This is a genomic window from Streptomyces sp. NBC_00582, from assembly GCF_036345155.1.
In the GTDB taxonomy this organism is placed as follows: Bacteria; Actinomycetota; Actinomycetes; order Streptomycetales; family Streptomycetaceae; genus Streptomyces.
Genome location: NZ_CP107772.1, coordinates 6,216,912 through 6,241,219, shown reverse-complemented (window position 1 = coordinate 6,241,219; position 24,308 = coordinate 6,216,912). Strand labels below are relative to the sequence as shown.

22 protein-coding genes are annotated in these 24,308 nt (G+C 73.3%); 7 read left to right on the top strand and 15 right to left on the bottom strand.

The window, feature by feature from the left end:
- Positions 1–130 precede the first annotated feature (130 nt).
- Positions 131–1,126, bottom strand: coding sequence for a sigma-70 family RNA polymerase sigma factor (locus tag OG852_RS28075; protein ID WP_133912243.1), 996 nt, complete (start codon positions 1,124–1,126; stop codon positions 131–133).
- Positions 1,127–1,340: 214 nt separating this feature from the next.
- On the opposite strand from OG852_RS28075, the gene OG852_RS28070 reads away from it, so the two are divergent.
- Entirely contained in the window at positions 1,341–1,880 is a 540-nt protein-coding gene (locus OG852_RS28070; RefSeq protein WP_133912242.1) for a GNAT family N-acetyltransferase, read from the top strand.
- Here OG852_RS28070 and OG852_RS28065 read toward each other — a convergent pair.
- A complete protein-coding gene (locus OG852_RS28065) occupies positions 1,877–2,662 on the bottom strand; it encodes a dioxygenase family protein (RefSeq protein WP_133912241.1) in 786 nt (261 codons plus the stop codon). The genes OG852_RS28070 and OG852_RS28065 overlap by 4 nt on opposite strands.
- A gap of 129 nt (positions 2,663–2,791) precedes the next feature.
- Here OG852_RS28065 and OG852_RS28060 point away from each other — a divergent pair, with 129 nt between their 5' ends.
- Positions 2,792–3,301 carry a MarR family winged helix-turn-helix transcriptional regulator gene (locus OG852_RS28060; protein WP_133912240.1) on the top strand — a complete coding sequence of 170 codons (510 nt, stop codon included), beginning with the start codon at positions 2,792–2,794 and terminating at the stop codon, positions 3,299–3,301.
- A 96-nt stretch (positions 3,302–3,397) separates the two neighbouring features.
- On the opposite strand, the gene OG852_RS28055 is transcribed toward OG852_RS28060, so the two are convergent.
- The gene (locus tag OG852_RS28055) at positions 3,398–4,930 is read right to left on the bottom strand and encodes an MFS transporter (RefSeq protein WP_133912239.1); all 1,533 of its coding nucleotides are present in this window, start codon (positions 4,928–4,930) and stop codon (positions 3,398–3,400) included.
- Positions 4,931–5,042: 112 nt separating this feature from the next.
- Positions 5,043–5,696 (bottom strand): TetR/AcrR family transcriptional regulator, encoded by a 654-nt coding sequence (locus tag OG852_RS28050; protein WP_330351505.1) that lies wholly within the window; start codon positions 5,694–5,696, stop codon positions 5,043–5,045.
- 244 nt (positions 5,697–5,940) lie between these two features.
- Between OG852_RS28050 and OG852_RS28045 the strand changes: the two genes are divergently transcribed.
- The 3 genes from OG852_RS28045 to OG852_RS28035 all read left to right on the top strand — a co-directional run bounded on the left by OG852_RS28045 (position 5,941) and on the right by OG852_RS28035 (position 9,701).
- The gene (locus tag OG852_RS28045) at positions 5,941–7,254 is read left to right on the top strand and encodes a M6 family metalloprotease domain-containing protein (RefSeq protein WP_330349325.1); all 1,314 of its coding nucleotides are present in this window, start codon (positions 5,941–5,943) and stop codon (positions 7,252–7,254) included.
- A 60-nt stretch (positions 7,255–7,314) separates the two neighbouring features.
- On the top strand, positions 7,315–8,895 hold the full coding sequence (locus OG852_RS28040) for an IclR family transcriptional regulator domain-containing protein (protein WP_330349324.1): 1,581 nt from the start codon (positions 7,315–7,317) through the stop codon (positions 8,893–8,895).
- Positions 8,896–9,095: 200 nt separating this feature from the next.
- Entirely contained in the window at positions 9,096–9,701 is a 606-nt protein-coding gene (locus tag OG852_RS28035) for a response regulator transcription factor (protein ID WP_133912235.1), read from the top strand.
- A 16-nt stretch (positions 9,702–9,717) separates the two neighbouring features.
- Here the strand turns inward: OG852_RS28035 and OG852_RS28030 are convergent, their stop codons facing one another.
- The 11 genes from OG852_RS28030 to OG852_RS27980 form a co-directional block, all read right to left on the bottom strand.
- Positions 9,718–10,917, bottom strand: coding sequence for a sensor histidine kinase (locus OG852_RS28030; protein ID WP_133912234.1), 1,200 nt, complete (start codon positions 10,915–10,917; stop codon positions 9,718–9,720).
- A gap of 70 nt (positions 10,918–10,987) precedes the next feature.
- Positions 10,988–12,436, bottom strand: coding sequence for a SagB family peptide dehydrogenase (locus OG852_RS28025; protein ID WP_133912233.1), 1,449 nt, complete (start codon positions 12,434–12,436; stop codon positions 10,988–10,990).
- A 40-nt stretch (positions 12,437–12,476) separates the two neighbouring features.
- Positions 12,477–14,798 (bottom strand): TOMM precursor leader peptide-binding protein, encoded by a 2,322-nt coding sequence (locus OG852_RS28020; RefSeq protein ID WP_330351504.1) that lies wholly within the window; start codon positions 14,796–14,798, stop codon positions 12,477–12,479.
- A 93-nt stretch (positions 14,799–14,891) separates the two neighbouring features.
- Complete coding sequence (locus OG852_RS28015) at positions 14,892–15,044, bottom strand: hypothetical protein (protein ID WP_166663530.1); 153 nt, start codon at positions 15,042–15,044, stop codon at positions 14,892–14,894.
- Positions 15,045–15,169: 125 nt separating this feature from the next.
- Positions 15,170–16,462: a sulfate adenylyltransferase subunit 1 gene (locus OG852_RS28010; protein ID WP_330349323.1), complete on the bottom strand. Its 1,293-nt coding sequence runs from the start codon at positions 16,460–16,462 to the stop codon at positions 15,170–15,172.
- Between the two features lie 2 nt (positions 16,463–16,464).
- Entirely contained in the window at positions 16,465–17,400 is a 936-nt protein-coding gene (gene cysD / locus OG852_RS28005) for a sulfate adenylyltransferase subunit CysD (RefSeq protein WP_133912231.1), read from the bottom strand.
- Complete coding sequence (gene cysC / locus OG852_RS28000; RefSeq protein WP_443064568.1) at positions 17,397–18,032, bottom strand: adenylyl-sulfate kinase; 636 nt, start codon at positions 18,030–18,032, stop codon at positions 17,397–17,399. Before cysC ends, cysD begins: the two co-directional genes overlap by 4 nt.
- The gene (locus tag OG852_RS27995) at positions 18,029–19,900 is read right to left on the bottom strand and encodes a M20/M25/M40 family metallo-hydrolase (protein WP_133912229.1); all 1,872 of its coding nucleotides are present in this window, start codon (positions 19,898–19,900) and stop codon (positions 18,029–18,031) included. The genes cysC and OG852_RS27995 overlap by 4 nt, the downstream gene beginning before the upstream one ends.
- A 48-nt stretch (positions 19,901–19,948) precedes the next feature.
- Complete coding sequence (locus tag OG852_RS27990) at positions 19,949–20,719, bottom strand: SDR family NAD(P)-dependent oxidoreductase (protein WP_133912228.1); 771 nt, start codon at positions 20,717–20,719, stop codon at positions 19,949–19,951.
- Positions 20,716–21,801, bottom strand: coding sequence for a sulfotransferase (locus tag OG852_RS27985; protein ID WP_133912227.1), 1,086 nt, complete (start codon positions 21,799–21,801; stop codon positions 20,716–20,718). The genes OG852_RS27990 and OG852_RS27985 overlap by 4 nt, the downstream gene beginning before the upstream one ends.
- A 51-nt stretch (positions 21,802–21,852) precedes the next feature.
- Positions 21,853–22,743 (bottom strand): family 3 encapsulin nanocompartment shell protein, encoded by an 891-nt coding sequence (locus tag OG852_RS27980; RefSeq protein WP_133912226.1) that lies wholly within the window; start codon positions 22,741–22,743, stop codon positions 21,853–21,855.
- A gap of 278 nt (positions 22,744–23,021) precedes the next feature.
- Here OG852_RS27980 and OG852_RS27975 point away from each other — a divergent pair, with 278 nt between their 5' ends.
- Positions 23,022–23,963, top strand: coding sequence for a LysR family transcriptional regulator (locus tag OG852_RS27975; RefSeq protein WP_133912225.1), 942 nt, complete (start codon positions 23,022–23,024; stop codon positions 23,961–23,963).
- An 88-nt stretch (positions 23,964–24,051) separates the two neighbouring features.
- A complete protein-coding gene (locus OG852_RS27970; RefSeq protein ID WP_133912224.1) occupies positions 24,052–24,234 on the top strand; it encodes a lysine biosynthesis protein LysW in 183 nt (60 codons plus the stop codon).
- Positions 24,235–24,308 lie beyond the last annotated feature (74 nt).

Here is a 24,308-nt window from a genome sequence, read left to right as displayed (position 1 = left end):
AGGTCTTGTTCCCGCGGCTTCCCGCGTTGAAGCGACGTTGTATCGCCATGTTCGCGCGAGGGTGCGCCACCCGGCGCACGCGGGCGGTGCCTGCGTGCTCCGGGTGTGGCGTCGGCGGGTGGGGCGTCGTCTAGGCCGCTGCCTCGAACCCGGTGTCCCGGGCCAGCTTCTTCAGTTCCAGCAGGGCGTGCTTCTCGATCTGGCGGATGCGTTCGCGGGTCAGGCCGTGCTCCTTGCCGACCTCGGTGAGGGTGCGCTCACGGCCGTCCTCGATGCCGTACCGCATCTTGATGATGGAGGCGGTCCGCGGGTCGAGGCGGTCGATCAGGCCGTCGAGTTCCTCGCTGCGCAGCAGCGTGAGGACCGACTGCTCGGGAGACACCGCCGAGGTGTCCTCCAGGAGGTCGCCGAACTGGGTCTCGCCCTCGTCGTCCACCGACATGTTCAGGGACACCGGGTCGCGGGCCCAGTCCAGTACGTCGGTGACGCGCTCGGGGGTGGAGCCGAGCTCCGCGGCGATCTCCAGGGGCTCGGGGTCGCGGCCGTGCTCCCGGTTGAACTCGCGCTGGACGCGGCGGATCCGGCCGAGCTCCTCCACCAGGTGGACGGGCAGACGGATCGTGCGCGACTGGTCGGCGATCGAGCGGGTGATGGCCTGGCGGATCCACCAGGTGGCGTACGTCGAGAACTTGAAGCCCTTGCGGTAGTCGAACTTCTCGACCGCGCGGACCAGGCCGGCGTTGCCCTCCTGGATCAGGTCGAGGAGGGGCAGTCCGCTGCGCGGGTAGCGGCGGGCGACGGCGACGACCAGTCGGAGGTTGGAGCGGATGAAGACGTCCTTGGCGCGCTCGCTCTCGGCGACCAGGGCCTGGAGCTCCTCGCGGGTGGCGTCCGCACGGGACTCCTCGTACCCGTCGAGGACCTGCTGCGCGAACACACCCGCCTCGATGATCTGGGACAGCTCGACTTCCTTGGCGGCGTCGAGCAGCGGTGTGCGCGCGATCTCGTCGAGGTACATGCCGACCAGGTCGCGGTCGGCGATCTCGCCGCCATGGGCGCGAACACTGCTTGCCGCGTCGGTCCGGCCGCTGGCGGACTGACGACGGGCGACGGCACGGGTTGCCATGCGTGCTCCCTTGCGATGGTGGGGTCAGCGGGTGGTCCGTGGACACCGGGCACTCGATCGGTGGTCCCGGGACTCGCTTCGGGACTCTGCTCGTGTGCCCTGCATCCGATGGAAACAACGACTGGAATCAGGACAGAATTCCCAACCCGCACCCCGAATTTTCTGATCGTGCAGTACCCTGTCCGGCCACTGACGGGCCACACGGGGAGATGCGATGGCGTCGGAGCACGCAGAGGTGCAGGTCAGGCCGGGAGCCGAGGGGGACCTCGAAGCCCTCACCGACCTCTACAACCACTACGTTCGTGAGACGCCTCTCACATTCGATACCGCGGTCTTCACTCCGAAGGAGCGCCGCCCCTGGCTGCTCTCCCACCCTGAAGACGGCCCGTACCGGCTGAAGGTTGCCGTGGACGCGGACTCACAGGAGATTCTCGGGTACGCCACATCCAGCCCTTACAGGCCGAAGGCCGCCTACGCGACCTCGGTGGAGACGACCGTGTACGTGGCCCCGCACGCCGGGCGCCGCGGTATCGGCACGCTGCTCTACGAGGCGCTCTTCGAGGCGCTCGCCGAGGAGGATCTGCACCGGGCGTACGCGGGGATCGCGCAGCCGAACGAAGCGTCCACGCGGCTGCACGAACGCTTCGGTTTCCGGTACGTCGGCACCTATCGGGAGGTGGGCCGCAAGTTCGGCCGTTACTGGGACGTGGCCTGGTACGAGAAGGAGCTCCGGGGTCCCCGGGCCGTGTCCTAGCCGAACTGCACCGACCGCTTGGCGAGCCCCATCCAGAACCCGTCGATCACCGACCTCTGGGCGTCGAGTTCGCCGGAGACCTCGGCGGCGCCCATGGTGACGAAGAGCGGGGCGAAGTGCTCGGTGCGCGGGTGGGCGTAGCGGCCGGCCGGGGCCTTGTGGAGGAAGTCCAGCAGGGAGTCCCAGTCGCGGGCCTCCATGGCGCGCCGGCCCCAGTCGTCGAACTCCACCGACCAGGAGGGGATGCCGCCCTGGCGCAGCGCGGCGAGGTTGTGGGTGAAGAAGCCGGAGCCGACGATCAGGACGCCCTCGTCGCGCAGGGGCGCGAGTCTGCGGCCGATCTCCATGAGCCGGACGGGGTCGAGGGTCGGCATGGAGACCTGGAGGACGGGGATGTCGGCGGCGGGGAACATCTCGACGAGCGGGACGTAGGCGCCGTGGTCGAGGCCGCGGTCGGGGATGTCCTGGACGGGGATCCCGGGGGCGCGCAGCAGCTTTCGCACGCTCTCGGCGAGCTCCGGCGCGCCGGGTGCGTCGTACGTCACCCGGTAGTAATGCTCGGGGAAGCCCCAGAAGTCGTAGACGAGGGGTACCGGGTCGACGGCGCCGAGGGCGAGGGGGGCCTCCTCCCAGTGGGCGGAGATCATGAGGATCGCCTTGGGGCGAGGGAGGTCCGCGGACCAGGCGGCGAGCTCGCCCGGCCAGATCGGGTCGTCCGCGAGCGGCGGAGCGCCATGACTGAGATACAGCGCGGGCATGCGTTCCTGAGTGGCGGCGGACATGACGGCTACTCCCTCCGGTTTCCGGTCGGCTCCCTCCGGAACCGTTGCTTGAAATCTAAAACGTCAACCCCCGTCAGCATATTCCCGAATGGTTTAATTTTCAAGGAGCGTGCCCTTACAGTGGAACCCATGAAGAAGGCATCCACATCCGCCGAAGAGCCCCGATGGCTCACCGACGAGGAACAGATCGTCTGGCGCTCCTACGTCCACGCGAGCATGCTCCTCGAGGACCACATGGACCGGCAGCTCCAGAAGGACGCGGGGATGCCGCACATCTACTACGGCCTCCTGGTGAAGCTCGCCGAGTCCGCGCAGCGCCGGCTGCGGATGACCGAGCTCGCCATGCACGCGAAGATCACCCGCTCGCGGCTCTCGCACGCCGTCGCCCGGCTGGAGAAGAGCGGCTGGGTACGGCGTGAGGACTGCCCCTCCGACAAGCGCGGGCAGTTCGCGGTGCTGACGGAGGAGGGGCTGGACGTGCTGCGGCGGTCCGCGCCGGGGCATGTCACCGCGGTGCGGCACGCGGTGTTCGACCGGCTCAGCGCGGAGCAGCAGAAAGCCCTCGGCGAGATCATGCAGATCATCGCCGAGGGGCTTCAGCCGGACGAGGCGGGGGCGGATCTTCCCTGGCTCCGCTAGTCGTGCGGGTGCGGGCCGCGGGGGCCGGTGGCGCCCCCGCGGCGGAGCCGCATGCCGATCCAGCCCCGCGCCCCTTCCGGGGCGCTCCTCCTCACCTCAGTGAGCGACCACCGGGATCTGGAGGGCCTCCTCCTCGTCCTGTGCGGTCGAGCCCGTCGCCGGGCCCAGTTCGGGCTTGCCCGCGTTGATGAGGGTCAGGGCGATCGCGGCGGCGGCGACCAGGATGCCGACGGCGAACCAGATGGCGCTGGTGTAGCCGTGCACCATGCCCTCGAGCTGGACGAGCTGCTGCTGGGGCTTGGAGGCGGCGCCCGCGATGTGGTCCTTGATGTACGACGTCGTCGCGGACGCGGCGATCGTGTTCAGCAGGGCGGTGCCGATCGCGCCGCCCACCTGCTGCGAGGTGTTGACCATCGCGGAGGCGACACCGGCGTCGCGCGGCTCGATGCCGTACGTGGCCAGGGACATCGCCGGCATGAACGCCGTACCCATGCCGAGGCCGAGCAGCAGCATCGACGGGAGCAGGACGGCCGCGTAGGAGGAGCCGATCTCCAGGCGGGTCAGCAGCAGCATGCCGAGGGCGGCGACCAGGAAGCCGGGGCCCATCAGCAGCCGCGGGGCGACCCGGGTCATCAGGCGGGTGCCGATCTGGGTGGAGCCGGTGATCATGCCCGCGATCATCGGCAGGAACGCGAAGCCGGTCTTGACCGGGGAGTATCCCTTGACGACCTGAAGGTAGTAGGTCAGGAACAGGAACAGGCCGAACATCGCGATGATCGCGAGGCCGAGGGAGAGGTAGACACCGCCGCGGTTGCGCTCGGTGATCACGCGCAGGGGCAGCAGCGGGGCCTTGACCTTCGCCTCGACGATCACGAAGGCGAGCAGGAGCACACCGGAGGCGACGAACATGCCGACGGTCAGGGAGTCGCTCCAGCCGTCGGACTCGGCGCGGGTGAAGCCGTAGACCAGGGAGACCAGACCCAGGGTGGACAGGATGACGCCCGGGATGTCGAGCGAGGAGCGGTTGCGGCCGCCCTCGGGCTCACGGATGACGAAGTACGCGCCGGCCGCGGCGACGATCGCGAACGGGATGTTGACGAAGAACGTCCAGCGCCAGTCGAGGTACTCGGTGAGGAACCCGCCGAGGATCAGGCCGACCGCGCCGCCACCGCCGGCGATCGCGCCGTAGATGCCGAAGGCCTTGGCGCGCTCCTTGGCGTCGGTGAACATCACGGCGAGCAGGGAGAGCGCGGCGGGCGCGAGGAGTGCGCCGAAGGCGCCCTGGAGCGCGCGGGCGCCGAACATCATGGCCTCGTTGGTGGCGGCGCCGCCGAGCGCGGACGCCGCGGCGAAGCCGGCGAGACCGGTGACGAAGGCGCGCTTGCGGCCCCACAGGTCGGCGATGCGGCCGCCGAAGAGCAGCAGACCGCCGAAGGCGAGGGCGTAGGCGGTGACGATCCACTGCCGGTTGCCGTCGGAGATGCCGAGGTCCTGCTGGGCGGAGGGCATCGCGATGTTCACGATGGTCGCGTCGAGGACGACCATCAGCTGGGCGATGGCGATGAAGGCCAGGGCTTTCCAGCGGTTGGCGTCGGGGACGCCGGGAGCCTTGACGGCTGTTTCAGACATGGGGGTACCCACTTCGGGACTTCGTGACGGAAAAGAACGTGGAAGAGCGTGGAAGAGCGTGAAAAGGGCGTGGAAGGGCGCGGGAGGAGCTCTCAAGGGATGTTCTGGACGGTCAGGCCTGGCGCAGGTCCTCCATGGTCACGGGGGTGCCCGGCAGGACGGAGGGGGCCGGGGCCCGCAGTCCGTCCAGGAGCAGTTGGAGGTGGCGGTGGACGAACCGGTCGCTGTAGCTGCATCCGGTGCCGGCCGGCGGACGGCTGAGCTGGGCGACGGCGACCATGACGTCACCGACGCCGACGTCGTGCCGTAGCTGCCCGGCGGCCTTGGCGCGGTCCATGACCTCCTCGATGATCCGCTCGACGCGTACGCGGGCGGCTTCCAGGTCGGGGTGGTGCTGGTCGAAGGTGCTGGAGACCATCGGGCACAGCGCGCTGACCCGCTCGGCGGCGGAGGCGTGCACGAAGCGCTCCAGTGCCGCGAAGGCGTCCCCGGTCTCGGCGAGGGCGGCCTGGCCGGCCAGGACCGTGCGGTCCAGGACGGAGCAGACGACCTCGCGGACCAGGGCGTCGCGGTCGGGGAAGTTGCGGTACACCGTGGCGTTGCCGACGCCGGCCCGGCGGGCGATGTCGTCGAGCGGCACGTCGGGGCCGAGCTCGGTGAACATCTCGCGGGCGGCGGTGACGATCCGCTCCCGGTTGCGCAGGGCGTCGGCCCGGGGCCGGGGTGCCTTGCGCGTGGCGGGACGCGACGGCGTCACGGTCTGCACGGCGTACTCCTCGAAGCTGGGGCGGGGCGATCCGGGGAAGCTGTCCCCGTTTCGCTCGGACACCTGACTAAACGGGGAAGAGGTCCCCGGTTATTTCCCGCCGCCGGAAGTTTTCTTATGTGACCTGTACCACATGCACACGATCGGTCGTTCTCAGCGCGCGTGCGCTCCCTCGGCAGCACAGGGTGATCGAAAGGGTGCAGCCGGTGACCGGGTGGCTGCCCGGAGCGAAAGGCCCCGCCGCATGCAGCCGCAGCCCGCGCGCAGCGCCCCGGAACCCCTCCGCCGTCGGATACGCCCGCGCCGCGTCGCCGCCCTGACCTGCGTGACCGCGCTGACCCTCGCGGTCAGCACCTCGGCCGGCACCGGGCGCCTCACCCCCGACCCGGGGCCGGCCCGGGCGGGGGCGGGCCCGATCTCGCTGGGCCGCACCGCCTCCCTCGCCCCCTGCATGATCAGGGGCGGCTCCTCCGTCCAGATGTCCGAGGGCCTGCCCACACCCGGCGGCTACGCCCGCTCCACCGGCACCGTCCGCGCCCTCACCCTGATGGTCGACTTCCCCGACGCCCCCGGCCGGGGCACCGCGCTCGCCCGCTACCACGAGTTCTTCCCGCAGACCGAGCGGTGGTTCCGCACCGCGTCCTACGGCCGCCTCGACTACCGCTCCGAGACCCCGATCCGGCACTGGCTGCGGATGCCGAAGACGTTCCGGGCGTACGGCATAGAGCGCGGCGCGCCCTTCGACCCCGGCTACCGCCGGCTCGTCCAGGACCTCGTGGCCGCCGCCGATCCGAGCGTGGACTTCCGCTCGTACGACCTGCTGAACGTGCTGGTGACCCCGAACGCGGGCCCCTCCGCGCTGGACACCGTGCTGTCGGTGACGTTCGCCGGGAACACCGAGGCGCCCGTCGCCGACGGGGTGACCGTCGCCAACGCGTCCTTCGTGTACTCCCGCCAGGACGACGGCTCCGGCTCCTACGGCCGCACCGGCTACCGCGTCCTGCCGCACGAGAACGGGCACGTCTTCGGGCTGCCCGACCTCTACACCCAGGACGGCGGGGGCGCGGTCGGGCACTGGGACATCATGAGCGAGGACTGGGGCGCCAACAACGACCTGCTCGGCTGGCACAAGTGGAAGCTGGGCTGGCTGGACGCGGGGCAGATCGCCTGCTCGGCGGTGCGCGGGTCGGCGGAGTACCGGCTGACCCCGCTGTGGCGGGCCGGGGGCCCGAAGCTGGTGTTCGTGCCCGTCGACACCCGTACCGGCTACGCCGTCGAGCTGCGCACCCGCGGCGGCAACGACGAGACCGTGTGCCGGCCGGGCGTCCTCGTCTACAGGGTGGACGCGGGCGTCGACACCGGCATGGGGCCGGTCCGGGTGTACGACTCCGCCGAGGACAGCGGGGGCTGCACGCGCAGTCCGAACGTCCACGCGGAGCTCTCCGACGCGCCCTACGCCCCCGGCGAGTCCTTCACCGACGGCGCGCGGGGCATCCGCATCACGGTGACGGGCGCGGACCTGAAGGGCGACTACCGGGTGCGGGTCACCCGGCGGTGAGCCCCGCCCCGGACGGCCGGTTTACGGTAGGGCTGCCCAGACCGCCGTACCGGAGAGCCGATGCCCGCGAAGACGACCACCACCCCCGGCCCCGAGGCGGGCGCTCCCGCGGAGGCCGTGGTGCCGCTGATGCGCGGGGTGGCCGTGCTGCGGGAGCTGACCGGGGCGGGCGGGGCGATGCGGCTGAGCGAGCTGGAGCGCGCCACGGGGCTCGCCCGGTCGACGGTGGACCGGGTCGTCGCGACCCTGGTGCGCATGGGGTACGCCCGGCTGGAGGGCCGGGACGCCCTGCTCACGCCCCGGGTCATGGAGCTGGGCAACGCCTGTCTGGCCGCGCTGCGGCTGCCCGCGCTGCTGGGCGGGCGGGCCGACGCGCTCGCCGACGAGCTCGACGAGTCGGTGTCCCTGGCCGTCGCCGACCGGGACGGCATCCGTTTCATCCACCAGGCGACCCGCCGGCGGGCGATGTCCCTGAGCTTCCGGATCGGCGATCTGCTGCCCGCCGAACGCACCGCGCCGGGCCCGCTGTTCGCCGCCTCGTGGACGGAGGCGGACTGGGAGCGCTGGCGCGAACGCCGGGCGGCCGACCCCGAGGACCGGTCCTTCCCCGCTGTGCCGGCCGCCCCGCACCGGGCGCCCGACGAGGACTTCGTACGGCGGGCGGAGCGGGCGGCCGAGGAGGGCTGGGCCCTCGACGACCAGCTCATCGAGCCGGGCCTGGTGGCGGTGTCGGTGCCGGTACGGGCGCCGGGGACGGGGCGGGTGGCTTGTGTGGCGAACGTGGTGAGCCACACCAGCCGGCACACGGCGGCCGGTCTGCGCGACACCCTGCTGCCCCGGCTGCGGGCGGCGGTCGCGGCGATGGAGGAGGAGCTGCGGCGGGCTCCGGCGGCGGATCCGGGGCCGCCGCCCGCCGGGCTGGCGCTGTGGACGGGCGCGTCCAAGCAGGAGCTGGGCCGGGAGTTCATCGAGTCCCTGGCGCGTGGGCTGACCGTCCTGACCGCGTTCGGGGAGGGCCGCGCCGAGCTCACGCTGGCGGAGGTCGCCCGGGCGACGGGGCTGGCGCGGGCCACCGCACGGCGGGCGCTGATCACCTACGAGCACCTGGGCCTTGTGACGTCCGGGGGGCCCGAGCGGACCTTCGCGCTCACCCCGCGCGTCCTCTCCCTCGGCTTCCCGCCCCTGTCCCGTACGACCCTGGCCCGCATCGCCACCCCGCATCTCGCGGCGCTCGCGCGGCGGGTCCAGGAGTCGACGGCGCTCGCGGTCCTCACCGAGGGGGGCGACGAGATCCAGTACACGGCCTCGGTGGCCGCACCCCATGTGATGAGTGTGGACGTGACCGTGGGCGCGCGGCGGCCGGCCGGGCTGACGGCGGCGGGACGGGTGCTGACGGGGCGTTACGAGGGCGAGTCCGCCTTCGTCGACGAGGAACTGGAGCAGGGGCTGCGGTCGGTCGCGGTGCCCGTGCGGGACCGGACGGGGCGGGTGGTCGCGGCGGTCGGGGTCGCGACGCACACGGCGCGGCGGACCGCGCGGGAGTGTGTACGGGACCTGGTGCCCGAGCTGGCGGCGACCGCGGCGCTCGTCGAGGCGGATCTGCGGGTGGCCGCCCGCTTCACGCACGTGCCGCCGTCCTGAACCGTTGCCTCGGGCACCCGTTGTTTTCGGACGCGCTTGACCAGGATTTGGGTGTAACGCCCATCGAGTGATCGCCGGTGGAATCAGGTGCCCGTCCGGTCACGGCCTGCTGTGGACGAGGGCAACAGCCCTGCCCGACAAGCGCGTTCCCGCGTAAGGTTCACGCCAGACCGATCATCGCACTGGACCGGGGGGAATCAGTGATCCGAGTGCTGCTCGCGGAGGACATGGTCATGCTCCGCCGGGCTCTGGCCTCGCTGCTGGAGCTGGAGACCGACATCGAGGTCGTCGCCGAGACGGGGAACGGCGACCAGGTGCTGCCGCTGGCCCTGGAGCACCGGCCCGACGTGGCGGTGCTCGACATCGACATGCCCGGCATCGACGGCATCGAGGCGGCCGGGCTGCTGCACGAGAAGCTGCCCGAGTGCCGTACGGCGATCCTCACCACGCTCGGCCGGCCCGGCAATCTGCGCCGGGCGCTCGCCGCGCACGCCTCCGGGTTCCTGCTGAAGGACACCGAGCCCGCCCGGCTCGCGGCGGCGATCCGGGAGGTGGCCGCCGGGGGGCGGGTCGTCGACCCCGATCTGGCGCTCAGCGCCCTGCAGGCCGGGGAGAGCCCGCTCAGTGCCCGGGAGACCGAGGTGCTGCGGCTGGCCGCCCAGGGCGAGGAGGTGCCGGCGATCGCCCGCGCCCTGTTCCTGTCCGCGGGCACCGTCCGCAACTATCTGACCGCCGCCGTCACCCGCCTCAACGCCCGCAACCGGATGGACGCGGTACGGATCGCCCGCGACTCGGGCTGGCTGTAGGCGCGGGTGGCGGCCGTCAGGAGCGGCCCGGGCTGCGCCCGGTGGTGGCCAGGGAGTCCTCGTCGCCGCCCGCGTCGGCCGGGACGGTGACGGTCAGTTCGAACCAGCCGTCGGGGCGTTCCCCGGAGGTCAGGGTGCCGCCGAGGCTCTCGGCGCGGGCCGCCAGAGAGCTCAGTCCGTTGCCGCCGCACCCCGTGGCGCCGGGCAGGTCCGCGAAGTGGGCGGAACGGGCGTCGCGCAGCCCGTCGTTGGCGATGGCCAGCCGCACCCGGCCGTCCCGGGCGCCCGCCTCGATCACACACTTCTGGGCCTTGCTGTGCCGCAGGATGTTGGTGACGCCCTCGCGCAGCACGGTCGCGAGGACCGAGTCGACCGCCGGGGACACCGCTCCCGTGGCCACCCGCACCTCGGCGTGGATGCCGACCGCCCGCAACAGCGAGGACGCCGCCGGGAGTTCCCGGTCCAGGCACATGCGCAGATAGCTGCCCGCCACCGAGCGCACCTCCGCGGACGCCTGCCGGGCCGCCTGCACGATCTCGGTGATCTCGGTCTCCGCCCGCTCGGGGTCGACCCGCACCAGCCGGTGCGTGAGCTCACACTTGAGGGTGATGGTGGACAGGCTGAAGCCGAGCAGGTCGTGCAGATCGCGGGCGAACCGCACCCGCTCCTGGGCGAGGGTGACCCGGACCAGTTCGTCCCGGGCGGCCTGCACCTCGGCGATGAGACCGGTCAGCCGGCTCAGCCCGTACACCACCAGACCGGTGAGGGTGGTCGCGACGAGGTTGTACGCCAGTTCGCCCACGCCGTAGCCGACGAGGAAGTTCACCGCGCCCGTCGCCGCGACGACCAGGCCGAACGCGGCCCAGGCGAGGGCCGGGCGCAGCACCAGCAGACAGGACGAGCACAGGAAGCCGGGCATGCCGAGCCAGGCGTCGCCGAAGAACGCGAACGGCCCGAAGGTGAGCACCGCCTGGGCGGCGAGGGTGAACCGGTGACGGCGTGCCCAGCGCGGGGCCCGGGCCGGGAAGGAGTGGCAGAACTGCAGCCCGAGCAGCAGCGCCATCAGCACACAGAACGAGGTCAGGCCGAGCGCGCCCAGGCCGCCGCGCGCCGCGTAGGTCAGGGCCACCCCGAAGAAGCAGAGGATGACCACGGTGGTGATCGCGGAGGCCATCCTCGGAGCCAGTTCGACGTTGCTGACCGGTCTTTCACGCATCGGCCCGGCGGACACCAAAGGACGGAACCATCGCACTGAAACCCCCCACTCGAATGCGATTTCGGTCGAGCTACAGCATAGGGTCGCCCGCCTCGATCGCAGGGAGTGCCGAGACCACGAACTCCCCGACGCCCGGTTCGGCGCGCCAGTCCAGGCCGAAGGCGCGGGCCGCCGCCTCGGTGTCGCCGAACGCCAGCGCGCAGGGCCCGAGGCCCATCGCGGTCGCCACCAGGTACAGGGTCTGCTGGAGGGCGCCGACCTCCTTGAGCAGGGCGCTGTAGGCGGTGCCCCGGTAGGAGCCGGCGATACGGCGGTACCGGGCCGTCATGCTGATCAGCACCGACGGCTCCTGGCTGAGGCCGGCGTGCGCGGCGGCCTCGGCGAGCAGGTCGTCGACCAGGTCGGGCGCCGGGTCCAGCGCGGCGAGGCGGTGGCCGTGCGGGTCGTAGTGGTACACCCCGCGCTTGAGGTCGCCGCCGCCGCTGACGGTGAGGTACAGCTCCAGCGGGTAGCGCGAGCCGAGGCTCGGGTAGGGGCGGCCGCCGCCGGGGCGTTCGGCGGCGGAGCGGTGCAGCAGCTCGCCGAGCTGGTCGAGGGAGAGGGGTCGTCCGTCGTCGGGGCGCTCGGAGCGGCGGGCGGCGAGGACCTCGCCGAGGCCGGGTCCGCGCCGGGCCGACCCGCCGGGGACGGGCAGGGGGATGGCGGGGACCCCCCGGGGGCCGGCCTCGGGCGCCCAGGTCACGGGGCTGCCATCGTTGTCGTACTCCCCCACCGGCTCGTCGTGCGCGCCGGGCCTGCTGCGCTGGTGGACCAGGAGTTCCCGCGGCGACCAGGGGGCCAGCGCCGGGTCCTCGTCCTCGGCGAAGGTGTAGCCGCCGGGGTCTTGCTCGCGGGGGGTGCCGGGGACGAGCATGCCGGCGGCCTCCAGGTAGCCGACGACCAGGGAGGTCTCGGCGACCGGCAGGCCGAGCAGCCGGGACACCTCGCCGACGGCGGTGGGGCGGGCGTAGCAGCTGATCAGCCAGCCGGCCTGCGGGGTGTGCAGGACGACCCGGTGCGCGGCGAGCGCGGACTCAGCGATCCAGCCCTCGGGGCCGGCGGTGAGGGTGACGAACCGGGACAGGCGGTGGACGGCGTGCGCGCCGGGGCGGCGGGGGGTGAACCGGGCGCGGCGGGCGATGGGGACGACGGTGACGTGGTCGGTGCCGCCGGCGAGGGCGAGGGTGCGCACCACGACGTGCTGGAGCCGTCCGAGGACGGCGTCCAGGGCGTCGTACTGCGGGCGTTCCTCGGCCGGCCCGGTGCCCTCGCTGAAGCCGGGCAGCACGTTGTCGAGGGAGACCGGGCCGTACGTCATGCGTTCCAGGGCCCGGCCGACGGCCGGGGTGCGGGCGTCGAGGCGGATCTCCTCCCAGGGGGTGCTGACGACACCGGCGCCCGGGTCGCCGGGCACGGACCTGAATCCGCAGTCCTCACGCAGCGACCACAGCGGCATCAGGGACGGGGCGGCGGCATTCATCGGCGAGACCTCGGTAAGGACGGCGGGACGGTGGGGGGCGTCACAGGAACAGCGGGACCGGGTTGAGGTCCTCGTAGCGGACGGGGGTGGAGCGGCGCCCCAGGCGGACCGGCACGTCGTAGAGGCGGCCGGGGCCGAAGCGGGCCCAGAAGGTGCGCAGACCGGGCACCACCACCTTCACGACGGGCACGTCGGTGTCGGGACGGGTCTGGTCGAGGACGAGGAGTTCGCTGCCGAGGCCGCGGACGATCCGTACGGCTTCGGCGACGTCGTCGGCCAGGTCGGCGCGCGGGGTGTACGGGAAGTCCTCGGGGGTGCGGGGCGTCCCGGTGGGGGCGGGCAGCAGGTAGGGCTGGTCGTCGGTGGTGGCGGTCCGCCACCAGGACAGGACGGCCGGGTCGTCGCAGCTGTAGCCGGAGCCGTCGGCCCGGGCCCGGGCGACCGGCGGCAGCATCTGGTTCAGTTCGGCGACCGCGCGGCGCAGGGCGATCCGGGCGTCGAAGTGGGCGCCGAAGCCGAGGGTGATGTCCTGGGCCGGTTTGTCGGTGCGCGCGGACAGGGCGGCGAACACGGGGACGCCGAGGTCGCTGGTGAGGTCGAGGACCCACAGGCGGCGGTCGAGCCCTTGGTGTTCCTCGCGGATCCGCGCGACCCACGGGTCGCCGAAGGCGTCGAGGTCGACGCCGGGCTGCCGGGTGCGGTTGTACCACCACAGGGCGACCGCGTCGCGTTCGACGAGTTCCAGGAAGCCCTGCACGACGGCGTCCTCGCGGGAGCCGCCGGCCGCCGAGCCGTTGGAGGTGGCGGCGAACGGGCGGCGGTCGCCGGGGGCGTTGTAGTAGAGCATCGCGGTGGGCACGAGACGGTGGCGGCCGTCGGTCAGGGACCACATCGGGGTCCACTCGACGGGCGCGCTCTCGTCGAAGGGCTCGCACACGCGGTGCGCCGGGCCGTGGGTGGCGTTCCAGCGCTCGCGGCCCTCGTACTGGCGGGGGTGGAACAGCTGCACGCCGTCCGGGTGCACCGCCCGGTCGGCGACGTCCCGGTAGGCGGCCCGTACGGTCGGCTCGTCCCCCTGGAACCAGCCGCTGTGCCGCTCCACGGCCTCGCACAGGGCGCTGACCTTCGCCTGGGTCTCGGTGGTGCCCTTGCCGGAGCTGTGGGTGCGCAGTCCGTTCCGGATCCCGGCGAGGCCGGTGGGGGCGGTGGCCGGGTTGTGGCCGGAGTGGAAGCAGTTGAGGAAGCCGGGGCCGCGGCGGTCGCGGCGGATCTCCTTGACCACGCCGGTCAGGTCGTCGACGAGGTGGCCGTGGCGTTCGAGCATCCGCTCCGGGGACAGCGCGCGCTCTCCGGTGCCGGTGGCGGTCTTGGGGCGGGAGGTGATCGTGAAGGGGGCCTCGACCTGGCGTCTCATCAGGGAGGGGTCGCCGCAGGAGGGGCACTGGGGGCGGCGGCGCACCGGATGGTGGCGGCTCGTCAGGTCCAGCGGGTTGAGGGCCCACAGGGCGGACTGGCCCGGGTGGCGCTGTCCGGCGAGCCACTTCACGGCCTCCAGGCAGGCCAGGTGCAGTCCGGCGGCCCGGCCGGCGGCGAGGGCGGACGGCGGGGTGCGCACGGGGCGGCCGAGGGCCTCGCCCAGGAACGCCTCGGCGGGGCGGTTGCGGCGCAGGGGCTCGGCGAGACAGTGCCAGCAGGGGCCGTCGCCCCGGCCCTCGCTCCCGCCGGCGCCGTCGGCGCCGGCGCCGGCGGGCCGGAACACGGGGCCGATCCAGGGCTGTTCGCCCGTCAGGCGGACCAGCAGCCACGGGGTGCCGGCGGTGCGGTAGTGGGCGTCGAGGGTGGCGAGTGCCGGGTCGAGGTAGCTGTCGCAGAGGACGACGGCGAGACCGGGGGGTTCGGTGTCGTGGCCGGGCCGGTGCAGGCGCAGGCCGTCGGCGGTGAGCGCGGCGGTCATGTCGGGGGCGGCGCGGCGGGCGTGGGTGCCCACCGAGGCGACCGTGACGGTGGCACCGGCGGTGCGGCGGGCGGCGGCGGGGCCGTCCATGCCCGCGAGGTTCCAGAAGGCCTCGTCGCCGCGGGTGCCCGCGTCCGGCGGGCGGTGGGTGAGCAGCCCGTTGTCGAGGAGGTCCGCGACGAGTTTGCGCACCTGCGCCGGGAAGAGTCCGGCGGGCGCCTCCTCGGCGAGCTGGTCGAGCGTGCGGGTGCCGTCGAGGAGCGGGGCGAGTTCGGTGACACCGGTGCCGCGCAGCACGGTCACGCCGCGTTCGGACACCAGGAACACCCCCTCACCCGGGACCACTTCGGCGGTCAGATGGTGCTTGAAGGCCAGTCCGGGCCGTACGTCGTGCTGCTGGATCGCCACCGTGTGCGTCGCTGCGGTGTCTGTCGCCGTCGTGTGCTTCGTCACTGCCGTTCCCCCCATTCCCCCTGATCGGCTGCGGTCTGCGCGGCTGGGTCACTCGGCGAGCGCGGAGGTCTCCGTCCAGCAGATGCAGGTGCCCGGCTGGAACGGCTCGGCGGCCAGCGCGGCGAGGTCCTCGATGACGAGGCCCTCGGCGGCGGGGGCGTCGGTGGTGGGGAACGCGTTGGTGGCGGCGTTGAGGTTCATGGATCGGCCCTTCCCTCGCGGTGGGTGTCTCTCGGTGAGGAGAAGTCTTCCGGGGCGAGGGACGGGCCGACAGTGCCGGGGTCACCGGCTCGGCATGACATTTTCATGATCGTCCAGAGGGGTTCTCACACTCCTTCCGAGGGTCCCGGGGCGTCGGCCATGCCCGCCGTCAGGGTGCTGCCGTCGTCCGGGTCGACGAGCAGGAAGGATCCGGTGCCGCGCAGGGCGGCGTAGGCGTCGACGCTGACCGGTTCGGCGGTGCGCACCACGATCCGGCCGATGTCGTTGACCTCGAGCGTGCCGGGGCCCGGGCCTTCCGTCAGGTCGTGCAGGTCGAGCCGGGAGCCGATCTCCTCGACGACCGCCCGCACGGTCCGGGTGGTGTGCCGCAGCAGCACGCGCTGCCCGGCGCGCAGCGGGCGTTCGGTGAGATGGCAGACGGTCGCGTGCAGCCGGCGGGTGGGGCGGGGCGCGTCGGCCACGGGGGCCAGCAGGTCACCGCGGGCGATGTCGAGGTCGTCGGCGAGCCGGACCGTCACCGACTGCGGCGCCCACGCCCGCGGGGCCGGTCCCGCCGGGGTGTCGATGGCCTCGACGACGCTGGTGCGGCCCGACGGCAGCACGGTGACCGGGTCGCCGACCCGCAGCAGTCCGGAGGCGAGCCGGCCGGCGTAGCCGCGGTAGTCGCGGTGGCCGGGGGTCTGCGGCCGGATGACGTACTGGACGGGCAGCCGGACCGGTTCGGTGCGCGGGTCGGTGCCGGTGGGCGCGGTCTCCAGGTGCTCGAGGACGGTCGGGCCCGCGTACCAGTCCATGCGGTCGGAGGGGCGTACGACGTTGTCGCCGTCCAGCGCCGAGACCGGCACGGCGGTCACCCGGGGCACGCCGAGGGCGCGGGCGCAGGCGGCGAACTCGGCGGCGATGTCCGCGAAGACCTGCTCGGAGCAGCCCGCCAGGTCCATCTTGTTGACGACGAGCGTCACCTGGGGGATGCGCAGCAGCGCGGCCACGGCGAGATGGCGGCGGGTCTGCTCGACGATCCCGTGCCGGGCGTCGACGAGGACGAGGGCGAGGTCGGCGGTGGAGGCGCCGGTGACCATGTTGCGGGTGTACTGCACATGGCCGGGGGTGTCGGCGAGGATGAACCGGCGCCGGGCGGTGGCGAAGTAGCGGTAGGCGACGTCGATGGTGATGCCCTGTTCGCGTTCCGCGCGCAGTCCGTCGGTGAGCAGGGCGAGGTCGGGGGCGTCCTGGCCGCGGGCCAGCGACGCGGCCTCGACGGCGGCGAGCTGGTCGGACAGGACGGACTTGGAGTCGTGCAGCAGCCGTCCGACGAGGGTGGACTTGCCGTCGTCGACGGAGCCGGCGGTGGCGAACCGCAGGGTGGTGGCGTTCAGAGGCTGGGTGGCGGTCTGCATGGCTAGAAGTAGCCCTCCCTCTTGCGGTCTTCCATGGCGGCTTCGGAGAGCTTGTCGTCGGCGCGGGTGGCGCCCCGCTCGGTGAGCCGGGAGGCGGCGATCTCCTCGATCACCTCGGCGACGGTGCCGGCGGTCGACTCCACGGCGCCGGTGCAGGACATGTCGCCGACCGTGCGGTAGCGGACCCGCCGGGTCCGCAGGTGTTCGCCCTCGCGGGGGCCGCCCCAGTCGCCGGGCGCCAGCCACATGCCGGCGCGGGCGAAGACCTCCCGCTCGTGGGCGTAGTAGATCGAGGGCAGTTCGATGGCCTCGCGCTGGATGTACTGCCACACGTCGAGCTCGGTCCAGTTGGACAGCGGGAAGACACGGACGTGTTCGCCGGGGGCGTGCCGGCCGTTGTAGAGGGACCACAGTTCGGGGCGCTGGCGGCGCGGGTCCCAGGCGCCGAACTCGTCGCGCAGCGAGAACACGCGCTCCTTGGCGCGGGCCTTCTCCTCGTCGCGCCGGCCCCCGCCGAACACGGCGTCGTGCCGCCCGGCGGTGAGGGCGTCGAGCAGCGGGACGGTCTGCAGGGGGTTGCGGGTGCCGTCGGGGCGCTCGCGGAGCCGGCCGTCGTCGAGGTAGTCCTGGACGCGGGCCACGTGCAGCCTGAGGTGGTGGCGGGCCACCACGCGGTCCCGGTAGGCGAGGACCTCGGGGAAGTTGTGGCCGGTGTCGACGTGCAGCAGGGAGAAGGGGATCGCGGCGGGGGCGAACGCCTTCAGCGCCAGATGCAGCATGACGATGGAGTCCTTGCCGCCGGAGAACAGCAGCACCGGCCGCTCGAACTCGCCCGCCACCTCACGGAAGATGTGCAGGGCCTCCGACTCGACGGTGTCGAGGTGGGAGAGGGCGTAGGTCTCGGTCTCGGTCCTGGTGTCGGTCGTCAGGGTGGTCATGCCAGGCCCCTCTCCGCGAGCAGGGCGAGCAGGGCGGCGACCGAGCTGTCGACGGACTCGGTGTGCGAGTCGATCCGCAGGTCGGGCGCGAGGGGCTCCTCGTACGGGGCGTCGACACCGGTCAGTCCGCTGAGCCGGCCGGCGGCGCGGCGGGCGTACAGGCCCTTGACGTCCCGTACGGAGCACACCTCGACCGGGGCGGCCACATGCACCTCCAGGTAGGGGGTGCGGCTCTCGCGGTGCAGGTCGCGGACGGCGGCGCGGGAGTCGGCGTAGGGGGCGATGACGGGGACGAGGGCGAGGACGCCGTTGCGGGCGAGGACGTGCGCGACATGGCCGATGCGGGTCACGTTGCGGTGGCGGTCCTCACGGGAGAAGCCGAGGCCGTCGGAGAGGGTGCGGCGCAGGGCGTCGCCGTCGAGCACCTCGGCGCGGCGGCCGGCGGCGGTCAGGACGTCGGCGGTGGCCTGCGCGACGGTGGTCTTGCCGGAGCTGGGCAGGCCGGTCAGCCAGACGGTCGCGCCGGGGTAGCAGGTGCAGAAGGAGGGGGCGGCCGTCGGGCGCGCGGGGTCGGTGGGGTGGTGCGGCGGGGCGATGAGGCCGGGGCCAAGGGCCGTGGTCGGCGGGGTCACATCGTGCTCCATTCTCGGACGGCGGCGGTCAGCAGACGCCGGGCCTGCCGGAACTCGGCCGCGGGCAGGTGTTCGGCGGGGGTGTGGTCGAGGCTCGCGTCGCCGGGGCCGTAGGCGACCATGGGGACGCCCCGCCAGGTGGTGGCGAGCGTGTTCATGTCGCTGCTGCCCTTCTTCATCAGGTAGCGGGGTCTCGACTCCTCGGTGCGGAAGGCGCGTTGGAACGCCTTGACGAGGGGGCTGGTGCGCGGGGTGGCCACGCCGGGCGTGGCGCGGAGCACGTCGAGGCGGACGGGCTCGGACACGGCGGCGCCGAGGGCCTCGAGGAGCGTCTCGACCGCGTGCCCCGGCGGCAGGCGTACGTCGACCACGGCCTCCCCCGCCTGGACGTCGCCCTCGTTGAGGGCGCGCACCCCGAGCGTCGCGGTGAGCGCGTCGGGGGCGGTGGCGGTGACGGCGGCGCGTACGGCGGTGAGCGCCTCCACCAGCCGGTCGCCGGCCGTACGGACGCCCTCGCCGGCGGTGTGGCCGACGCACTCCCGGGTGTGCAGGCGGATCTTGACCAGGCCGTAGTAGCCGAGGGTGAGGGCGGCGGCACCGCTGGGCTCGCCGACGATCACCGCGTCGGCCGGGTAGCTGTCGCGGACGTGGAAGGCGCCGGCTCCGGTGATCTCCTCCTCGACGGCGCCGACCACCCGGAGCTCGACGCCCTCCGGCGGTTCGTAGGCCGCGAGGGTCTCCAGGAAGGCGACCAGGCTGCCCTTGGCGTCGACCGAGCCGCGCCCGGAGAGCGTCTCGCCGTCCCAGCGCACCGGCCACCGGTAGGGCACGGTGTCGAGGTGACCGAGCATCAGCAGCCGGCGCTCGCCCGCGCCCTTGGTGGCGACCAGGTTGCCGACGGCGTCGATCTCGCTCTTGATGCCCTGCTCGGCGCACCAGTCCGCGAGCAGGACGGCGAGTTCGCGTTCGTCGCGGGAGACGGAGGAGATCTGCACGGTGCGGGAGAGCAGGGTGAGGTCGGCGGCGGGCGGGGTGGCCGCCCAGAAGCGGGTGGCGCCGGTGGTGGACAGGGTGTGCGGGCCGGTGATCGCGGTGTCGGAGGGGCCGTCGATGGCGATCTCGGCGGCGCGCACCTTCTGCCGCATCCGGCCGCGGGCGTACCGGCCGCCCTCCCCCCGGCCGAGGTGGCGCAGCGTGCTGGTCGGGTCGGCGGGGTCGGCGAGGAGTCCGGCGGTGCCGGTGACCAGGCGCAGATGGTCGGCGTTCAGGGCGCGGGCCAGGGTGGCGGCGAGGACGTCGGCGTCGACGTTGAGGGGGGTGCCGTCGTCGGTGGCGGCGACCGGCGGGGAGAGACAGACCACGTCGAAGGCGTCGAGGAGGGCGGTGACGCGGGGGGCGTCGACGCGGTGCACGGTGCCGGCGCGGTGGTCGCGGACCAGGCGGAGCCGGTCGCCGTCGCGCACCCGCAGGGGGCCGTTGGGGGCCGCCGTCACCAGGGCGCCGGTGCGGGCCACCGAGGCGTACACCGACAGGCCGCGGCGGGTCAGCTCCCGCTCGACGAGGGGGAGGGTGACCTCCTCGTAGGCGGCGACGATGTGCCGCATCTCCTCCGGCGGGCAGTAGCGGATCTCGTCGCCGGCGCGGGAGAGGAGGGTGCGGATCTCACGGCCGGTGCGTCGGTAGTGCTCGGCGATGCCCTGGGCGCCGCCCGCGATCAGGAGGACTCGGGCGCCGCGGGCGCGGAGGGCTGCGACCTCGTCGAAGACGTGGGGGTGGGTGAGGGTGGCGCTGCCGAGTTTGACGACGTGGAGGGCGGGTTCGCGGGCGCTGGCCGTCTCGCCCAGGGGTGGGGCGGATCCCGGGGGCATGTCGGTACTCCTTCGGGTGTCGGGACGTGGTGCGCGGGGGGCGGGGTGTCAGGGGATGGCCCTGGTGTTGCCGCCGTCCGCCACGAGGACCGTGCCCGTGACGAAGGCGGCCTGGGTGCTGGCGAGGAAGGCGACCAGGGCGCCCAGGTCCTCGGCGCGGCCGATGCGGCCGAGGGGGATGCCGGCGGCGACCTCGGCGAGGCGTTCCTCGACCCGGTCGCCGTACTGGACGTCGAGGATGGGCGTGCGGTGGAAGCCGGGGGCGAGGACGTTGACGGTGACGCCGGCGGGGCCGAAGGCCTCGACGAGGCCCTTGGCGAAGCCGAGGACACCGAGCCGGGCGACCGAGGACAGTCCGCTGCCCGGATGGGGCTGCCGCACCGACTCGGAGGTGATCATCACGATCCGGCCCCAGCCGGCCGCGCGCAGGTACGGCGCGGCCGCCAGGGACAGCGAGACGTGCGGCAGCAGGTTGTCGTTGACGGCCTCCCGGTACTGGGCGACCTCGAAGTCCTGTACGGGCCCGAAGGGCACCCCGCCGGAGTTGCTGACGACGACGTGCAGCGCTCCGAACTCCTCGGCGGTGTGCCGTACCCAGGCGGCGGCGGCGTGTTCGTCGCGCAGGTCCACCACCCGGCTGAGCACCCGGCCGGGCCCGCTCGCGTCGACCTCCCGGTGGGCGGCGGCGAGCCGGCCGGGGTCACGGCCGCAGATCGACACGTCGGCGCCCTCGGCGGCGAGCACCTTGGCGACGGCGAGTCCGATGCCGCTGCTGGAGGCGGCGACGAGGGCGGCCCGCCCGGACAGTCCGAGGTTCACCAGAGCTCACCGGGCCACAGCGGGCGGACGACGCCCGTCTCGCGGGCGGCCGTGCGGGAGGACGGGGCGCCGGCGCGGGGCGCCTCGGCGGGACGCGTGGCCCTGGACGGCGTACCGGAGGACGGCGTACCGGAGGACGGGCCGCCGGCGGAGGGCCGGCCGGGGGCCGTCGGGTAGCCGTAGCGGGCGAGCAGGGGCAGGGCCGGGGCCGTCGCCGCGGCGATGTCGGCGGTGGACAGGGCGGTGCGCCAGCGCTCGTCGGGGCGGATCGCCGTCACCCCGCGCCGCAGCCGGTCCGGGTTGCCGGTGACGGTGTGGTTGACGCCGAGGGTGACGCGGCCCGCGGTGTCGACGGGCACCTCGTCGTCCAGGCCCGCGAACCGCAGCACCTCGGCGACGGTCTCCCGGGGACGGGTGGAGAGGTCCTCGTGGCGGATGCGGAGGTAGCGGTCCGGTGCCTGCCGGCCCACGCGTTCCGAGGCGAGGTTGAAGGCCGTCCAGTAGCCGCTGGAGCGGGCCGGGGACATCGGGTCGATGTACTCCTTGGCGCTGCGGTACGACAGTGCCGTGGCCCTCGGGTCGCGCACGATGTGCAGCACCTTCACGTCGAGGTCGCCCCGGCCCAGCAGGGCGGCGGCCTCCGCAGGGCACTTGGAGCCGTCCACCACCAGCCGGTCGGCGCCGTGGGCGGCCGTCCCCCGGTAGACGGCGGCCGACTGGTCGAGCAGTTCGGTGACGCCCGCGTCCACGGGCCGCGCCCCGCGGGCCTCGGCGAGCCGGGCCCCGGTGTGCCGGGTGCGCATCAGCTTCCGCTGGAGGGCGAGCATGCGGTGCGCGGTCGCCTCGGTGCCGCCGGCGGGCAGCGCGGCCAGCGCCTCGGACCACAGCGGGCACCCGGTCAGCGGCTGCCCGCAGCCGCAGCTGGAGTTGGTGCCGGCGCCGAGGACGCCGTTCTTCCACAGGAAGTGCAGTTCGCCGATGTGCCGTACACCGGGCAGCTCGTTGAGGACGTTGCCGAGCAGCGTGCTGCCGCTGCGCATCCATCCGGTGATGTAGAGGACCCGGACAGGGGGGCCGGACATGGGGTTCCCTTCGTCGGCGGGAGACGGGACGGTGTCGCGGTGGGCGGGCGGTCAGTCGCGGCTCAGCAGCAGGAAGTGCTGGGGCAGGTGGACGGCGAGTCCGACGCGGGTGGTGGCCTCGACGACGTCGGAGCCGTCCGGGCCCTGGCCGCGCAGCAGGGCGAGGGAGGCCACGTCGGGGACGAGGAGGGTGACGGCGGCGCGGAAGTCGCCGAGGAGGATCTGGTCGCGCGGGATCATGCGGGTGCGGGAGACGGTGATGCCGGCCGCTCCGAGCTGCCCGAGGACGCCGGCGTGCACCAGCTCCCAGTAGGTGAAGGGGTGCACGACGATGCCGTCGCAGGAGCCGCCGGTCTCCTCGACCTCGGCGGCCGCCTCGGTGATCGCCGCGTACACGTCGTCGCCGAGCGGGCCGCGGCGGATGCCGGGCAGGGCGAGCAGGCCGGTGACGGCCTTGTCGTCGCTGCCGTGCAGCAGGGTCTGGTTCTCCACCACCGACAGCCGGACCAGGACCCGGTAGTCGACGAAGGAGGCGAGCAGCGACGGCTCGTCGAGCAGCCCCGCGGGCAGCGGCACCCGCACCTTCAGGTCGGTCAGTGCGGCGTGCTCCACGCGGGAGGTGAAGGAGCCCTCGGGGGTGGTGCGGTAGGAGGTGCCGGAGGGCGCGAGGTGCGCGGCCGGCTCGTGCACGTACGGCACGGGGGCGTCGGCGACCGACGCCGTCTTCAGCAGGTGCCGCACCGCGTACCGAGGGCGGGTCGCGAACAGCGGGAACACCGCCGGGAGATGGGCGCGGAACGGTACGACGCGGTCCTCGCCGGCCGCGGCCCCGCGCACCGACCAGGCGAACTCCTCGCCCGGGCTGCGCTCGGCCAGACCGGGGTCGGCGAGCTGTATCCGGACGCCCTGCGTCACTGCGGAGGAGGCGGTCGCTGCCAGCATGTCTGCTCCCTGGGTAGCTCTCGAAGGAACGTGCTTCAAGGTCTCGGTTCTGAAATGACAGTAGGCTTCCCGAATGCATTGCAGGGGGTAATGCGGCGCCTGTTTTTTATGGCCTGAATAAGGTGCGGTGATTCCCGCCCCCGGCCCGTTCAGGAGATCTGCACACGCCGATCATGAAGATCTCATACCCATCCCGTGAGCTGCGCCGTGGCCGTGCGGAAGCGCTCCGTCCTAGGCTGCGGTCAGCGCCAGGAATTCGACTTGGACGGGGTGGGAGAATGCGTCACGACTTGCAGATAAATCGCCTGAGGGCGTTGGTGGCGGTGGTCGAGCACGGGGGGTTCAGGCGGGCCGCGGAGGCCCTGCACATCACCCAGCCCGCGGTGAGCCAGCAGATCCGCCAGCTCAGCGGCCTGATCAAGCGGCCGGTCTTCGCCTCCACGGGGCGCGAGATGCGGCTCAGCCCGCAGGGCGAGGAACTGCTCGAGTACGCCCGCCGCATGGTGGCCCTCAACGACGAGGCCGTGGCCCGGTTCGTGCCCGAGGCCGGCCAGGTGCTGCTGTCGGTCGGGGTGACCAGCCAGCTCGCCGAGGTCCTCCCCGAGTTCCTGCGCCGCGTCAACCGGGGGCTGCCGCATGTGCAGCTCAGGGTGCGCACGGGGGCGAGCGAGGCGCTGGCCCAGCAGCTCGGCACCGGTCAGCTGGACGCGGCGCTGCTGCTGCAGGCCGGGCCGGCGGAGCCGGGGACGCGGACCACGGAGCTGGGCCGGATGCGGCTGGGCTGGTTCGGCCGTCCCGCGATCGGCGAGCGCGACACGCTGCCGCTGGCCCTGTTCCCGACGCCCTGCACCCTGCGCGCCGGGGTCGGCGAGGTCCTCGACCGGGCGGGGGTGGCCTGGCGGATCGCGTACGAGGGCCCGGAGCTGATCGGGCTGCGCTCGGCGGCGAAGGCGGGCCTCGGCATGACCTGCCTGGTCGCCAACGGCGACGAGCTGTGGGGGCTGGCGAGGACCGTCCACCCGGGGCTGCCCGAGCCGCCGGCCCCGCTGCCGGTGACCCTGGCGCTGGCGCCGGGCGCCGCCCCGGAGGACTTCGCGCGGATCGCGGAGAAGGCGTTCCGGCAGGCGTTGCAGGGCTATCCGCTGGAGCCGGCCGGGCCCACCGTCCTTCCGCTCTCCCGCATAAGCAGCCGCGTTCACTCCCATTCGAGCCCCTCATGAAAAGCGGCCGAACGGAGCGAATTCCCAGGGATACAGTCCCTGTTGTTCCTTCGGTTTCCACCCGTTCCGCACAGTGAGAGGAATTCCCATGTCCCAGACCCTGACCGCCACCGAATGTCTCGAATGCGCCGCCGAGGTTCCGTGGGAGAACGACCCGCGGGTCGGCGAGATCATCGAGTGCCCGGAGTGCGCGATCGAACTCGAGGTGGAGTCGGTCGAGCCGCCCCGTCTGGTCCTCGCGCCCGAGGTCGAGGAGGACTGGGGCGAGTAGTCGCACCCGGTCCGCGATTCCCGGATTCCCGCGATTCCCGAAATCCCCACGATTCCCACCCACGAAGAAAGGAG